The sequence below is a fragment of the Pseudarthrobacter sp. alpha12b genome (assembly GCF_054130495.1).
In genome coordinates this window covers 841,557-856,975 of sequence record NZ_CP196746.1, presented here as the reverse complement: position 1 = coordinate 856,975, position 15,419 = coordinate 841,557, and the positions used below count along the sequence as shown (strand labels likewise).

At 67.2% G+C, this 15,419-nt stretch carries 12 protein-coding genes; 1 reads left to right on the top strand and 11 read right to left on the bottom strand.

Annotation, left to right across the window (positions count from 1 at the left end; all coding sequences use genetic code 11):
* Positions 1–61 precede the first annotated feature (61 nt).
* From ACTAQI_RS03820 to hisI, 10 genes are all read right to left on the bottom strand, one after another.
* Positions 62–1,519, bottom strand: a complete 1,458-nt coding sequence (locus ACTAQI_RS03820) for a glutamate synthase subunit beta (RefSeq protein ID WP_457949674.1) — start codon at positions 1,517–1,519, stop codon at positions 62–64.
* Positions 1,512–6,125, bottom strand: coding sequence for a glutamate synthase large subunit (gltB, locus tag ACTAQI_RS03815; RefSeq protein WP_457949673.1), 4,614 nt, complete (start codon positions 6,123–6,125; stop codon positions 1,512–1,514). Before gltB ends, ACTAQI_RS03820 begins: the two co-directional genes overlap by 8 nt.
* Before the next feature lie 261 nt (positions 6,126–6,386).
* On the bottom strand, positions 6,387–7,550 hold the full coding sequence (gene lgt / locus ACTAQI_RS03810) for a prolipoprotein diacylglyceryl transferase (RefSeq protein ID WP_457949672.1): 1,164 nt from the start codon (positions 7,548–7,550) through the stop codon (positions 6,387–6,389).
* A 3-nt stretch (positions 7,551–7,553) separates the two neighbouring features.
* Positions 7,554–8,369, bottom strand: coding sequence for a tryptophan synthase subunit alpha (trpA, locus tag ACTAQI_RS03805; protein ID WP_457950981.1), 816 nt, complete (start codon positions 8,367–8,369; stop codon positions 7,554–7,556).
* Positions 8,370–8,380: 11 nt separating this feature from the next.
* Positions 8,381–9,700 carry a tryptophan synthase subunit beta gene (gene trpB / locus ACTAQI_RS03800; protein ID WP_457949671.1) on the bottom strand — a complete coding sequence of 440 codons (1,320 nt, stop codon included), beginning with the start codon at positions 9,698–9,700 and terminating at the stop codon, positions 8,381–8,383.
* A 123-nt stretch (positions 9,701–9,823) separates the two neighbouring features.
* On the bottom strand, positions 9,824–10,645 hold the full coding sequence (gene trpC / locus ACTAQI_RS03795) for an indole-3-glycerol phosphate synthase TrpC (protein WP_457949670.1): 822 nt from the start codon (positions 10,643–10,645) through the stop codon (positions 9,824–9,826).
* Complete coding sequence (locus tag ACTAQI_RS03790) at positions 10,645–10,932, bottom strand: HGxxPAAW family protein (protein ID WP_056333411.1); 288 nt, start codon at positions 10,930–10,932, stop codon at positions 10,645–10,647. The genes trpC and ACTAQI_RS03790 overlap by 1 nt, the downstream gene beginning before the upstream one ends.
* A gap of 105 nt (positions 10,933–11,037) precedes the next feature.
* Positions 11,038–11,691: a Trp biosynthesis-associated membrane protein gene (locus ACTAQI_RS03785; protein ID WP_457949668.1), complete on the bottom strand. Its 654-nt coding sequence runs from the start codon at positions 11,689–11,691 to the stop codon at positions 11,038–11,040.
* The gene (locus tag ACTAQI_RS03780; RefSeq protein WP_457949666.1) at positions 11,691–13,253 is read right to left on the bottom strand and encodes an anthranilate synthase component I; all 1,563 of its coding nucleotides are present in this window, start codon (positions 13,251–13,253) and stop codon (positions 11,691–11,693) included. The genes ACTAQI_RS03785 and ACTAQI_RS03780 overlap by 1 nt, the downstream gene beginning before the upstream one ends.
* 110 nt (positions 13,254–13,363) lie before the next feature.
* Positions 13,364–13,795 carry a phosphoribosyl-AMP cyclohydrolase gene (gene hisI / locus ACTAQI_RS03775; RefSeq protein ID WP_457949665.1) on the bottom strand — a complete coding sequence of 144 codons (432 nt, stop codon included), beginning with the start codon at positions 13,793–13,795 and terminating at the stop codon, positions 13,364–13,366.
* Between the two features lie 112 nt (positions 13,796–13,907).
* Here hisI and ACTAQI_RS03770 point away from each other — a divergent pair, with 112 nt between their 5' ends.
* A complete protein-coding gene (locus ACTAQI_RS03770; RefSeq protein ID WP_457949664.1) occupies positions 13,908–14,552 on the top strand; it encodes a TIGR03085 family metal-binding protein in 645 nt (214 codons plus the stop codon).
* Positions 14,553–14,627: 75 nt separating this feature from the next.
* On the opposite strand, the gene hisF is transcribed toward ACTAQI_RS03770, so the two are convergent.
* On the bottom strand, positions 14,628–15,404 hold the full coding sequence (gene hisF, locus ACTAQI_RS03765; protein WP_141160745.1) for an imidazole glycerol phosphate synthase subunit HisF: 777 nt from the start codon (positions 15,402–15,404) through the stop codon (positions 14,628–14,630).
* Between the last annotated feature and the right edge of the window lie 15 nt (positions 15,405–15,419).

The following is a 15,419-nucleotide window of genomic DNA, read 5'->3' as shown; positions in this document are numbered from 1 at the left end:
TCTCTTGCATTGGTTAAGTTGTCTGCGAGGTGAACCCTCGATGCATCCCCCGGGACAGCGGTCAGAGGACGGCGATGGCGCGGTCCGTCGGCGCGACGGGTGCGGGGAGGATGGTGCTTCCCATCAGGTACTTGTCCACAGCGGCCGCGGCGGCGCGGCCCTCGGCGATGGCCCACACGATCAGGGACTGCCCGCGGCCGGCGTCGCCGGCAACAAAGACACCTTCAGTGTTGGTCATGTAGTAGCCGTCACGGGCCACGTTGCCGCGGCCGTCGAATTCGGCGTGCACCTGCTCGGAGATACCGGCAGGTTCAGCGCCGGTGAAGCCGAGGGACAGGAACACCAGGTCCGCTGGAATGATCCGCTCGGTGCCGGCCTTGGGGAGTCTCTTCCCGTCGACGAACTCGGTCTCGGCCACCTTTACCCCGGTGAGCTTGCCGTTCTCGCCAACGAACTCGACGGTGGAGGCGAGGTAGGTGCGTTCGCCGCCTTCCTCGTGCGCGCTGGCCACCTCGAACAGGTTGGGGAATGTCGGCCACGGCTGGTGGCTGGCACGCTCCGACGGCGGCTGCTTGCCGATGGCCAGGGTGGTGACGGACGCGGCGCCGTGCCGGTGCGCGGTGCCCAGGCAGTCGGCGCCGGTATCGCCACCGCCGAGGATGACCACGTGCTTGCCGTTGGCGTTGATCTGGTTCTCGATGGTTTCTCCGGCCACCGCACGGTTGGCGGGCACCAGGTAATCCATGGCGAAGTGGACGCCGTCCAGGTCGCGGCCCGGGATGGGCAGGTCACGCGGAACGGTGGCACCCGTGCACACCACGACGGCGTCGTAGCGCCTGCGCAGCTGCTCCCAGGTGACGTCGGTGCCCACGGAAACCCCAGTCCGGAACCGGGTGCCTTCCGCCTTCATCTGCTCGACGCGGCGGTCCACCTGCTCCTTTTCCATCTTGAAGTCGGGGATGCCGTACCGCAGCAAACCACCGATCTTGTCGTCCCGCTCGTAGACGGCAACAGTGTGGCCAACCCGGGTGAGCTGCTGGGCCACGGCCAGGCCGGCAGGCCCGGAACCGACAACAGCCACGGTCTTGCCGGTCAGGCGTGCGGGCGGCAGGGGGTTGACCCAGCCGTTGTCCCAAGCCTCGTCAATGATCGAGACTTCCACCTGCTTGATGGTGACGGCGGGCTGGTTGATGCCCAGCACGCAGGACGCCTCGCAGGGAGCCGGGCAGAGCCGGCCGGTGAACTCGGGGAAGTTGTTCGTGGCGTGCAGGCGCTCGATTGCCTCGTCGCCTTTGTCCCGCCACATGAGGTCGTTCCACTCGGGGATGAGGTTGCCCAGCGGGCAACCCTGGTGGCAGAACGGGACGCCGCAGTCCATGCAGCGCCCGGCCTGGGCCTTCAGGGTGCCCTTTTCCTGCGCCTCGTAGACCTCTTTCCAGTCCATGATGCGGACGGGAACGGGACGGCGCGGCTGGGTTTCACGCTGGCGTACTTTCAGAAATCCGCGTGGATCAGCCACCGGTAACCTCCAGGATTCGAGACCATACTTCTTCGCCGTCGGGGTCAAGGCCCTCTTCGATGGCGTCGAGACGGGTTTGCAGCACGGCCGCGTAGTCGCGCGGCAGCACCTTGGTGATGCGGGCGGCGGTGTCATCGAAGTTCTCGAGGAGGCGTGCCGCCAGCTGGGAGTCAGTTTCTTCCACGTGCTTGACCAGCAGCCCGTGGACAATGTCGCGGTCCTCCGAGTCCAGCTCGCGCAGCTGCAGCTCGCCGGACTCCAGGGCCTGCTTGTTGACGCGGGTGGTCCGCAGGTCAAGGACGTAGGCGGTGCCGCCGGACATGCCGGCGCCGAAGTTGCGGCCGGTGCGTCCGATAATCAGCGTCTGGCCACCGGTCATGTACTCGCAGCCGTGATCGCCAATGCCTTCCACCACGGCGGTGGCGCCGGAGTTGCGCACCAGGAAGCGTTCACCCACCTGGCCGCGCAGGAACATTTCGCCGCTGGTGGCACCGTAGCCGATCACGTTGCCGGCGATGACATTGGTTTCCGCCTTGAAGACGTTGGTCCGGTCCGGGCGGACGATGATCCGGCCGCCGGAAAGGCCCTTGCCCACGTAGTCGTTCGAGTCGCCGTACAGCCGCAGGGTGATGCCCGCGGGCAGGAAGGCGCCCAGGGACTGGCCAGCGGTGCCGTTCAGCGTGACGTCGATGGTGTCCGTGGCCAGGACGTCGGTACCAAAGGTCTTGGTGACGACGTGGCCCAGCATGGTGCCCACCGACCGGTCGGTGTTGATCACGTCCACGGTAATCTTCACCGGGCTGCGGTCCGTCAGCGCTTCGGTGGCCATGGTGATCAGGCGCTGGTCGAAGTGCTTGTCCAGCTCATGGTTCTGGCCGGTCATGTTCCGCAGCGGCGCGTCGTTGTCGAACTCCAGGCCGTGCAGGATTGGGTCCAGGTCCAGGCCGTCGGCCTTCCAGTGGTTGACGGCGTCCCGGGCGTCGAGGACCTCGGCGTGGCCGATGGCCTCCTCAAGGCTGCGGAAGCCAAGCTCGGCCAGGATCTCGCGGACTTCCTCTGCAAGGAACTCGAAGAAGTTGACCACGAACTCCGGCTTGCCGCTGAAACGGGCGCGCAGCTCGGGGTTCTGCGTGGCAACGCCCACCGGGCACGTGTCAAGGTGGCAGACGCGCATCATGATGCAGCCTTCCACCACCAGCGGGGCGGTGGCAAAGCCGAACTCCTCGCCGCCCAGCAGCGCGGCGATCACCACGTCGCGGCCGGTCTTGAGCTGGCCGTCCACCTGCACCACCACGCGGTCACGCAGGCCGTTGAGCATCAGTGTCTGCTGGGTCTCGGCCAGGCCGAGCTCCCAAGGGACGCCGGCGTGCTTGAGCGAGTTCAGCGGCGAGGCGCCGGTACCGCCGTCGTGCCCGGAAACGAGCACGACGTCGGCCTTGGCCTTGGTCACGCCGGACGCCACGGTGCCGATCCCTACTTCCGAGACAAGCTTCACGTGGACCCTCGCCGAGGGGTTGGCGCGCTTGGCATCGTAGATCAGCTGCGCCAGGTCCTCGATGGAGTAGATGTCGTGGTGCGGGGGCGGGGAAATGAGTCCGACGCCGGGCGTCGAGTGCCGCGTCCTGGCCACCCAGGGGTAGACCTTCTGCGCCATCAGCTGGCCGCCTTCGCCGGGCTTGGCACCCTGGGCCATCTTGATCTGGATGTCGTCGGCGTTGGTCAGGTAGAGGCTGGTGACGCCGAAACGGCCGGACGCGATCTGCTTGACGGCCGAACGGCGCTTCGGATCAAGCAGGCGGTCGACGTCCTCGCCACCTTCCCCTGTGTTGGACTTGCCGCCCAACTGGTTCATGGCGATGGCCAGCGTCTCGTGGGCCTCCTGGGAGATGGAGCCGTAGCTCATTGCGCCGGTGGAGAACCGCTTGACGATGCTGGAGACGGGCTCCACTTCCTCAAGGGGAACAGACGGGCGCTCGTTCTTGAACTTCAGCAGCCCGCGGAGGGTCATCAGGTTGGTGGACTGGTCGTCCACTCCCCTGGTGTACGCCTTGAAGATGTCGTAGCGGCGCTCACGCGTGGCGTGCTGCAGCCGGAAGACGGTCTCCGGGTTGAACAGGTGAGGTTCGCCGTCGCGGCGCCACTGGTACTCGCCCCCGCCGAGGAGCGGCCGGTGCGGCTGTTCGATGCCGCCCTCCGGGTACGCCATCTGGTGGCGTGCGGAAACCTCTGCCGCGATCACATCAAGGCCCACACCGCCCAGCTGGGAGTGCGTGCCGGCGAAGAACTCGTCCACCAGCTCCTGGCCCAGGCCCAGCGCCTCAAAGGTCTGCGCGCCGGTGTAGGAGGCGACGGTGGAGATGCCCATCTTGGACATGATCTTCAGGACGCCCTTGCCCAGGCCCTTGATCAGGTTGTAGACGCCGTCCTGCGGAGTGACGCCGGTGACGTCGCCGGCAGCAATGAGCTGCTCCACGGATTCCATGGCCAGGTACGGGTTGACAGCGGATGCGCCATAGCCGATCAGGACGGCCACATGGTGGGTTTCGCGGACGTCGCCGGCCTCCACCACCAGGGCGGTCTTGGTGCGGTTGGCGCTGCGCAGCAGGTGGTGGTGCACGGCACTGACCAGGAGCAGCGACGGAATCGGTGCCCACTGGGCGTTCGAGTCACGGTCAGAGAGAACAACGTACTGGACGCCGCGGTTAATGGCGCCGGAAACCTGCTCGCAGATTTCGGTGAGCCGGGCGCGCAGCGCGTTCTCGCCGCCCTCGGGGCGGTACAGGCCGCGGACCTTCATGGCCACGCGGTTGCCGTCGGCGTCCTCGATGTTGGCGATCTTGGCGAGCTGGTCGTTGTTGATCACCGGGAAGGGCAGCTGGACCTGGGGCTGGCGGACCTGCTTGGTGTCCAGGAGGTTGCCGTTGGGTCCGATGGCACAGGTCAGCGACGTGACCAGTTCCTCGCGGATGGCGTCCAGCGGCGGGTTGGTGACCTGCGCGAAGGACTGCACGAAGTAATCGAAGAGCAGGCGCGGCCGCTTGGACAGCACCGCAACCGGGGTGTCAGAACCCATGGCGCCCAGCGGCTCGGCGCCGGTGCGGGCCATGGGGCCCAGCAGGATCTTCAGCTCTTCGGTGGTGTAACCGAAGGTGCGCTGGCGGATGTTCACTGACGCCGCGGTGTGGACAACGTGCTCGCGCTCGGGCAGCTCGTTGAGGTCGATCAGGTTGTCCTTGACCCACTCCGCCCACGGGTTGGCGGCGGCGACCTCGGCCTTGACCTCTTCGTCGTCGATGATGCGGCCGGCCTCGGTGTCCACCAGGAACATCTTGCCCGGGGACACGCGGCCCTTCTTGACCACCTTGGAGGGCTCGACGTCGATCACGCCCACCTCGGAGGCGAAGACGATCAACCCGTCCTCGGTGATCCAGTAGCGTCCAGGGCGAAGGCCGTTACGGTCCAGGGTGGCGCCGACCAGGTTGCCGTCGGTGAAGGAGACAGCGGCGGGGCCGTCCCAGGGTTCCATCAGCAGGGAGTGGTACTCGTAGAAGGCGCGGCGGGCCGGATCCATGGTGGCGTGGTTTTCCCAGGCCTCCGGGATCATCATCATGATCGAGTGGGTGATGGGCCGCCCGGAGAGCCACAGCAGTTCCGCTACCTCATCGAAGGAGGCCGAGTCGGAGGCGCCGGGGGTGCAGATGGGGTACAGCTCTTCCGGCGAGTCACCCAGCAGCGGGTTGGCAAGCTGGGACTGGCGGGCCCGCATCCAGTTCCGGTTGCCCTTGACGGTGTTGATTTCACCGTTGTGGGCGATGGTCCGGAACGGCTGCGCGAGCGGCCAGGACGGGAAAGTGTTGGTGGAGAAACGCGAGTGCACGATCGCGAGCTTGGTCTTGAACCGCTTGTCGGAGAGGTCCGGGTAGAACGGCTCCAGCTGGGCGGTGGTGAGCATGCCCTTGTAGACGATGGTGCGGGAAGACAGCGACGGGAAGTACACACCGAACTTGTTCTGGGCGCGCTTGCGGATACGCCAGGCGCGGGAATCGAGCTCGTTGCGGTCCAGTTCCTCACCGTTGGCGGAAGCCAGGAAGGGCTGGGAGAAGTACGGCATGCAGGCCCGGGCCATGGCGCCAACGAGGTCGGCGACCACGGGCACTTCGCGCCAGCCAAGGACCTTCAGGCCTTCGTCGGCGGCCAGGCCCTCGATGCCGGCCTTGGCGGCGTCGGCCTCCCGCTGCTCGGCAGGCAGGAAGGCGGTGCCGGCAACGTACTGGCCGGGAGCGGGCAGTTCGAATTCGGTCACGGCGCGGAAGAACTCGTCCGGGATCTGCATGAGCAGGCCCGCACCGTCGCCTGTACCCTCATCGGCGCCCACGGCACCACGGTGCTCAAGGTTCCGCAGCGCGGTCAGGGCGGCGTCGACGATGTCATACCCGGGTTCGCCGCGCAGCGTCGCAATAATGGCGAGTCCGCAGGCGTCCTTCTCCTGTTCCGGGTTGTACAGCCCGGCGGCCTCCGGCATCGCTGCGAAGCGCTTGAACGGCGACATGGCAGTCCCGGGCTGATCCGGTTCGGACCAGCTGGGAGTGTTAAGAGTTTGGGTCATGGGAGACGTCCTTCCTCCTGATCGTGCGTATGGAAGGGACACCGTTGGCCCCACTCGTCGGCGCCGCTGCGGTGGGCACAACAAAGTGTTGATTACTGGAAATTGTAGGTCAGCGCAGCCTGCTGAACTAACGGTTACGCAGGCCCCTGTCCGAGGCAACACCGGCCAGCATCTCTGTGCCGTCCGGACTCGCCCCATGCCACGACATTGTGGTTTCGGGCTCTTCGAGCGGTGGCTCTACTGCCCTGCCTGGCCGGCGTCCTACTTGCCGGCGCCGGCCTCCGATGCGGGTCCTGTGGCTGTGCTGCCGGAGTGTCCGGCGGCCGTCGCACCCGTTCCGGGCTTTGAGCCGGCCGGTGCCGCCGCGGCTTCTTCCGTGGGGTCGGAAGCATGCCTGGAACCGCTGTGGTTATCAGGGAGATTACCACGCGAATCACTATCTGAGACAACAGAGTCCGGATCACGGACCTCTGTGACCGTCCCGGCCTGTGGGCCGGTCACGGCCTTGTCCGGTTCACGGCCCGCAAGATAGACAGTGTCCGGTTCCGGGCGGCCCTTGCGGCCCAGGAGAAGGAAGGCGGCCAGGGCTGCGAGGAATACAAAGATGCTGGTCCAGACGTTGAGCCTGGTGGTAATGCCCAGCATGCTGATCTGTTCGGCATCGTCGATGCGCATCGCCTCAATCCAGACGCGGCCCAGCGTGTAGTACATGGCGTAGAGCCAGAAGAGCCTGCTCCGGCGGAAGTTGAACCGGCGGTCCAGGGCGAGCAGGATCAGGACGCCGGCCAGGTTCCACAGCGACTCGTAGAGGAACGTGGGGTGGAAGAGGGTATCCGCGGGCATGCCGGCGGGAAAGTTTGGGTTGTTGGCGTCGATCTGCAGTCCCCACGGCAGCGTGGTGGGACCGCCGAAGAGTTCCTGGTTGAAGTAGTTGCCCCACCGGCCGATGGCCTGCGCCAGGAGCAGTCCGGGTGCGGCGGCGTCGACGAACGCGCTCAGCTTGACGCCGCTGCGGCGGCAGCCGATCCAGGCACCGACGGCACCGAGGACGACGGCGCCCCAGATTCCCAGCCCGCCGCGCTGGATCTGCGGGATGAGTGAGAGGTCGCCGGTGCCGTCGAAGCCCGGCCCGAAGTAGGCGTCCGGTGATGACACCACGTGGTAGAGCCGGCCTCCGATGATGCCGAAGGGAATGGCCCAGATCACGATGTCCCAGACGCTGCCTTCAGGGGCACCGCGCTTGGCCCAGCGGACGGAGGTCAGCCACAGGCCCACGACGATTCCAGCCAGGATGCACAGCGCGTAGGCGTGGATCCGCAGGCTGCCCCAGGGGAGGGGAATGTCGAAGCCGGACCAGTCGGGGCTGGGGATGCTGGCGGACACCAGCGTGGGCGCCAGGGCGGCTGCCTGAAGGAGCGTCTGCATGGCCTAGGCTCCGGTTTCCTGCGCCAGGCCGGATACCGGGGTCAGTCCCGTGCTGAGGTCCTTGGTGAGGGCGCCGACGGCGTCCACTCCCCCGTCGCGGAGGGCTGCAACCAGCGCAGTGCCCACGATGACGCCTTCGGCGTAGGCGGCGATCTCCCGGACCTGGTCCGCGGTGGACACGCCAAGCCCAACACAGACGCGTTCGGCGCCTGCGCCGTGCGCGGCCGCCACAACATCCTTGGCAGCAGTGCTGACGGATGTCCGCGCACCGGTAACGCCCATGATGGACACGGCGTACACGAAGCCGCGGCTCGCGTCCACGGTCCGCTGCATGCGCTCCGGTGTGGAGGACGGCGCCACCAGGAACACCCGGTCCAGCCCGTACTTGTCCGAAGCTTCCATCCACTCGGCGGCCTCGTCCGGAATCAGGTCCGGGGTGATGAGCCCGGCTCCCCCGGCCTCGGCAAGCCTGCGCGAGAACTCATCCACGCCCATGCGGACCACGGGGTTCCAGTACGTCATGACCAGGACGGCGGCGTCCGTCTTGCTGGTGATGCCTGCGACGACGTCGAACACCTGGCTGACGTGGAAGCCCTTGGCCAGTGCCTCCGTGGTGGCCGCCTGGATGACCTGGCCGTCCATGACGGGATCGGAATAGGGGATGCCAATTTCGATCAGGTCGGCACCGTTCTCCGCCAGGGCAATGCCCGCTGCGATGGTGTCCTCCACGCTGGGGTAGCCGGCGGGGAGGTAGCCGATGAGGGACGAGCGTCCCTGGGAACGGGCACTGTCAATGGCGGCTGCGGACTTGCTGGTCATCTCTGCGCTGCTCACAGCTGTTCCCCCTCTTTGCCGATTTCGGATTCGGCGGAATTCTTGTCCAACAGGTCAAACCATTCGGCAGCGGTGGCCACGTCCTTGTCGCCACGTCCGGAAAGGTTGACGATGACGATCTTGTCGGCAGCGGACGCCGGGTCCTCGGCGGCCAGCCGCTGGCCCACCTTGATGGCCCCGGCCAGGGCGTGGGAGGACTCGATGGCCGGGATGATGCCCTCGGTCCGGCACAGCAGGCGGAAGGCATCCATGGCTTCGCTGTCCGTGATGGGCTCGTAGCTGACCCGTCCAATGTCGGCCAGGTGGGAGTGCTCGGGGCCGACGCCCGGGTAGTCCAGGCCGGCGGAGATGGAGTGCGACTCGATGGTCTGCCCGTCGTCGTCCTGCATCAGGTAGGAGCGCGCGCCGTGGAGCACACCGGGTTTGCCCAGGGTGATGGTGGCGGCGTGCCGGCCGGTCTCCACGCCCTCGCCGCCGGCCTCGAAGCCGTAGATCTTCACGCTGGGGTCATCCAGGAATCCGTGGAAAATGCCAATGGCGTTGGAGCCGCCGCCGATGCAGGCGCAGACAGCGTCCGGGAGCCGTCCCTCCTGCTCAAGGATCTGGGCTCGGGCTTCCTCGCCGATGACCTCGTGGAAGTACCGGACCATGGCGGGGAACGGGTGGGCCCCGGCGGCGGTGCCCAGCAGGTAGTGGGTGTTGGCAACGTTGGCCACCCAGTCGCGGAGGGCGTCGTTGATGGCGTCCTTGAGCGTCTGGGATCCGCTGGTTACCGGAACGACCTTGGCACCCAGGAGCTCCATCCGGGCGACGTTCAGCGCCTGGCGGCGGCAGTCCTCGGCGCCCATGTACACCACGCATTCCAGGCCCATCAGGGCCGCAGCGGTGGCGCTGGCGACGCCGTGCTGGCCGGCGCCGGTCTCGGCGATGATGCGGGTCTTGCCCATGCGCTTGGCCAGCAGTGCCTGGCCCAGGACGTTGTTGATCTTGTGCGAACCCGTGTGGTTGAGGTCTTCGCGCTTAAGGAAGATGCGGACTCCGCCGGCGTGCTGGGAGAACCGCTTGGCTTCGGTCAGCAGGGACGGCCGGCCGGAGTAGTTCTTGTTCAGGTCGGCGATCTGCGCGCGGAAATCGGGGTCGTCCTTGGCCTTGTTGAAGGTCTCTTCAAGTTCGTCCAGGGCGGCGATGAGGGACTCGGGCATCCATCGCCCGCCGTAGTTGCCGAAGTACGGCCCCGGGGCGTGACGGAGGGATCCGTCCTGCAGGAATGCTTCCGCGGTGTTGTTGTCAGCGTTTCCTGAGGGTGCGTCAGCCATCAGTCCTGTCCTCTTCGATCGGTTTGGTCAAAAGTGTGCGCCTCCGGCAGGTGGCCGGAAGGGTGTACCTGTCCTGCGGGGCCGGCGGCTGGCGGCCCCGCAGTCTGGCGGTGGTGCCGTACCTCAGCCGCGCGCGGCGATCGCGGCGGCACCCGCAGCGGTGAACTCTGCGATGCGTTCCCGGGGCGTGGCGTGGCTTACCAAGGCCTCGCCCACCAGTATCGCGTTGGCGCCGCTGGCGGCGTAGTGCGTGACGTCGTCGGCGTCCCGGACGCCTGATTCGGCAACCACGACGGCCTCAGCGGGAATCATTCCCGCCAGTGAGGCAAAGACTGAACGGTCGACGTCGAGCGTCTTCAGGTTGCGTACGTTGACGCCGATAATCCGTGCGTTGGCCGCGACGGCCCGTTCGATTTCTTCCTGCGTGTGGGTCTCCACGAGCACGTTCATGCCAAGTTCGTGGCTGAGGGCGCTGAACTCGGTGAGCTGGGCGTCCGAGAGTGCGGCCACGATGAGCAGGATGAGGTCTGCGCCGTGGGCACGGGCCTCCCAGATCTGGTACTCGTCGAGCGTGAAGTCCTTGCGCAGCAGCGGGGTGTCGACGGCGGCGCGCACGGCGTCGAGGTCGGCGAGGGAGCCGTTGAAGCGGCGCTGTTCGGTGAGGACGCTGATGACGGAGGCACCGCCGTCGGCGTACTGCCTGGCGAGCGACGCCGGGTCCCCGATGCTGGCGAGATCGCCCTTGGAGGGGCTGCGGCGTTTGATTTCGGCGATGACTTTCAGCTGTTCCCGGGTTGGGGAGGTTCCGCCGAGGGCTGCCCAGGCGTCGCGGGCAGGTGCCGCGGCTTGGGCCAGGTCCTTCAGCTCAGCCAGAGAAACGAGCCGTTTCCTGACCTCCATATCCTCCCTGACACCGGCGTTGATGTCATCGAGAACAGTCGCCATCAGTGGCCGGAGTTCTTCAGCTTGCTGCCTTCGACGCCGTAGCCTGCCTTGCGCATGACGTAACCGAGGATCAGGCCGATGACCATGACGACGGCGCCGCCAATGAAGATGGGGGTACTGGCGATGACGAAGGCGATGGCTGCGATGAGCGCGCCCACCAGCATGACGATGACACAGGTCCACGCGGCCGGGCTGTTGCCGTGGCCCAGTTCCTGGCTGTGGTCAATGGCGCCGGGGGCCACCGTGCGGGTGCCTGACTTGGAAACGGACGCAGGTGCTTTGCTCATGGAAATCTCCTCAGGATGGATACTGCTTACATTCTGCCATTTTTTGGCTGCCACCCGCGTACGGCAGGGCTTCGACGCCCATGCCGGTCCTGGTGGCCGCTGGCCTTAGGTGGGGTCCTCGCCGCGGGAAAGCCGGTCCCAGCTGTCGATCTCGTCCACGGGGCCCGCCGCTGCAGCGGTCCCCGCAGCGCCCGGCGCGTCATATTTGGTGCGCGTCTTCCAGTAACGGGACGCGGGCAGGATCAGCAGGCCGGCCAGGGCCAGCAGGCAGCCGGCGACGACAGCGAGTACCGGGAAGGGGGTCAGGTCAACGTGCGCCTGGCTGCCGGAGATCCCCGTGGCGCCTGCGATGGTTCCCTGCGCCGCCGCGAGCGGGTCAGCCAGGACGGTTGCCGCGGCGGTGACCACGCCGGCTGAGGCAAGGACGATGATGGCGGTGATGACCCACCGCGCGATCCTGCCGGCGATGGCCGCTGCGAGGCCTCCAGCGAGGGCCACCAGGGCCAGGGCCGTCACGGTGGTGGCGGCCTTGCTGCCCTGCACCTGGATGGCACTTTGGGTGGCCGCGGCCTGGCCCACCTGGTTGGGGTCCAGGGTGGCAGTCATCCACGTCTGGGTGGTGGTGCCAAAAGCGGCCAGCGCAACCAGCGCGATCAGCAGCACCAGGGTCGACTTACGCGCCCAGACCGGCACGGACCGGCTCTTGCCGGCCTTGCCCGCTTTCCCCGCCGGGTCCGCAGTCACTCCCGAATCCGGCATCACGAATCCGTCCCGCCGGGGAGGGATTCCGCGGAAATGTTGTGGAGCGACCCGGCGGTGTGGACCGCGCGCAGCGGAGCGGCGGCCTTGTTGACGGTTTCCATGGCCTCGGTGGGGTTCACCGAGTCAGCCACGATGCCACCGCCGGCCTGGACGTAGGCGCGCCCCTCCCGGATCAGCGCGGACCTGATGGCGATGGCCATGTCCATGTCCCCTGCGAAGTCGAGGTAGCCCACCACGCCTCCGTAGATGCCGCGGCGGTGCGGTTCCAGCTCATCGAGGAGGCGCAGCGCCCTGGGCTTGGGGGCACCGGAGAGCGTGCCGGCCGGGAACGTGGCTTTCAGGACGTCGTAGGCCTTGGCCTGCGGCGCCAGCCGGCCCACTACGGTGGACACCAGGTGCATGATGTGGCTGAAGCGCTCCACCTCCATGAACTGGGTGACGTCCACGGTGCCGGCCACGCAGACCTTGGAGAGATCGTTGCGGGACAGGTCCACCAGCATCAGGTGCTCGGCGCGTTCCTTCTGGTCCGCCAGGAGCTCCTCCGCGAGGGCCTTGTCCGCTTCGACGGTTTTCCCGCGCGGACGGGAGCCGGCGATGGGGTGGGTGATGACTTCCTCACCCGTGACCGTCACCAGGGCTTCCGGCGAGGACCCGACGATGGAGTACTCCCGGCCCTCGGCGTCGGCCAGGCTGAAGATATACATGTAGGGGCTGGGGTTGGTGTTGCGCAGGACGCGGTACACGTCCAGTGCCGACGCCTGGCAGTCCATCTCGAACCGGCGCGAAATCACCACCTGGAAGACCTCGCCGTCCACGATGGCTTCCTTGCCGCGGTCCAGGGCGGCCAGGTACTCGGCCTCGTCCCAGCGTTCCTGGACGCTTGAAGCGAAGTCCAGCGCTGCCGGTGCCAGCACTGACACCGGCTGCACCACGGGGGCGCTGATCTTGGCAAGGAGTTCCTTGACCCGGGCCACGGCGTCGTGCCAGGCCTCGTCCACGCGCTCGGAGCTGTTGTCGAAATTGATGGCGTTGGCGATGAGCAGGACCGTGCCGTCCACGTTGTCATGCACAGCCATGTCCGTGACCAGGTTCAGCGCCATTTCCGGCAGCTGCAGGTCGTCCTCCGGCGGGCTGACCAGCCGTTCCCAGTGCCGGACGGTTTCCCAGCCGAGGAATCCCACCAGGCCGGAGGTGAAGGGCGGCAGGCCCTCGAACCGGTCCGTGCGCAGGGCGTCGATGGTGTCACGGATGGCATCGACGGGGCTGCCGCTGACCGGCACGCCCGCGGGCGGCTCGCCCAGCCAGTGCGCCTGGCCGTCCTTGGTGGTCAGGGTGGCGCGGGACCTGGCGCCGATGAAGGAGTAGCGGGACCAGGCTCCACCCACGGCGGCCGATTCCATGAGGAAGGTGCCGGGCTGCCCCTGGGCCAGCTTCCGGTACAGGCCGATGGGGGTTTCGGCGTCGGCGAGGACCTTGAGCCTGACGGGAATGACGCGGCTGTGGCCGGCGAGTTCCCGGAATTCCTCAAGGCTTGGACTGATGGTTCCGAGGTCCTGCATGGCTGTGCTTGTCCGCCTGTTCTTCGAAAGGGCCGGCGTTGCCGGGCACCTGGGTGTGCTTTGCTGGGGTGGCGCCGCCGTGTGGAAGGGCGGCCGGCAGCGTGTGCCGCTTAGCTTGCCTGGCCTGCCACCACGTCGAGTGCCCTGCCGTCGAAGCAGGTGCGGGTCCCCGTGTGGCAGGCGGCACCCACCTGGTCGACGCGGACCAGCAGGGCGTCGCCGTCGCAGTCCATGGCCACGGACTTGACCCACTGGACGTGGCCGGACGTGTCCCCCTTGCGCCAGTATTCCTGGCGGGAGCGGGAGTAGAACGTCACCCGGCCGGTGGTCATGGTGCGGTGCAGGGCCTCGTCATCCATCCAGCCCAGCATCAGGACTTCGTTCGTGTCGTACTGCTGCACCACAGCGGCCACCAGCCCGGCGCCGTCGCGCTTGAGCGCAGCGGCCACTTCCTGGGGAAGCGCGCTTGCCGGCGGAGCGGATTCCACGGACGGGGACACGGCGGATCCTGCGGTTTGGTCGGGGGTTGGCTGCTCAGACATCGGGTCAAGTCTAGTGCCTCCGAGGGGCCGCCCTCCTGTTGTGAACAACGGCACGCCACCGCCCGCTGCAGTGCTGCCCATCTCCACACCACTCGTGCTAGTTTCACAAGTGATGCATTTCGTCGAACCGTCCCGAGAAGTCCTTGCCGAAACCCTGCTTGCGGCCGGCCCTGATGCGCCCACGCTGTGCAAGGGCTGGCGTACCAGGGACCTTGCCGCGCACCTTTACCTGCGCGAGCGGAAGGCCGCCGTCGGGCTTGGCTTGATCATCAAGCGCCTGGCCAAGGCATCCGACCAGGCCACCGCCAGGCTGGCGGCCAAGCTCACCAGCAACGAGGACTACGCCCGGCTGGTGAACACCTTCCGCGCCGGCCCGCCGGCACTGTCCCCGATGAGCATCAGGGCGCTGGACGAAAGTGCCAACCTGATCGAGTATTTCGTGCACACGGAGGACGTCCGGCGCGCCGTTGACCGGTGGGCTCCCAGAGCGCTGGACGAAGCCTACTCGGACGCACTCTGGGACGAACTGGTCAAACGCGCTGCCATCCTCTACCGCGGCGTGGACCTCGGCATTGTCCTCGTCCGCCCATCCGGTCCCCGCCACGTCGCCAAGCGTGCGCCTGTTTCGGTGGCGATCGTCGGCGAGCCGGGCGAATTGCTGATGCACGCCCATGGCCGCACCCGCCATGCCCTGGTCACCTTCGAAGGCCAGCCCGACGCCGTCGCACTCCTCCAGTCAGCCGAAGTAGGGCTCTAGAAGAGCAACGCGCGGCCAGATCGTGTCCAAAGAGGCCAATCCTCCAGGCGTGATCTGACCGCGCGTTGGTCTGTATTACCTGACTTCGAAACCGGCTTCCCGGATGGCGTCCTTGACCTGGGACATCATGTTGTCCGGTCCCCAGTGGAAGATTGACGCGGCCAGCACGGCATCCGCGCCGGCAGCGACCGCCGGCGGGAAGTGCGCGGGCTCGCCCGCTCCCCCCGATGCGATGATGGGAACCCTGACGGCGGCCCGTACGAGTTTGATGAGTTCGAGGTCGAACCCGTCCTTGGTGCCGTCGGCGTCGATGGAGTTCAGCAGGATTTCGCCCACGCCGCGGTCGGCTGCTTCCCTGGCCCATTCGATGGCGTCGATCCCGGTGCCGGTGCGGCCGCCGTGGGTGGTCACTTCGAAGCCCGACGGCGTGGGCTGCGAGCCCGGGCGGGTGCGGCGGGCGTCAACGGACAGGACCAGCACCTGGGAACCGAAGTGCCGGGTGATCTCGTCGATGACGTCAGGCCGGGCCACGGCCGCGGTGTTGATGGAGGCCTTGTCGGCGCCGTAGCGCAGGAGCTTGTCCACCTCGGCCACGCCACGGACGCCGCCGCCCACAGTCAGGGGGATGAAGACTTCCTCTGCGGTGCGGCGGACGACGTCGAACGTGGTCTCCCGGTTGCCGGACGACGCCGTGACGTCAAGGAACGTCAGTTCGTCGGCGCCGGCGTTGTCGTAGCGGTGGGCGAGCTCCACGGGGTCGCCGGCATCGCGGAGGCCCTCGAAGTTGACGCCCTTGACGACCCGTCCGGCGTCGACGTCAAGGCAGGGAATGACGCGAACTGCTACTGCCATGGGAACTCCTGGATA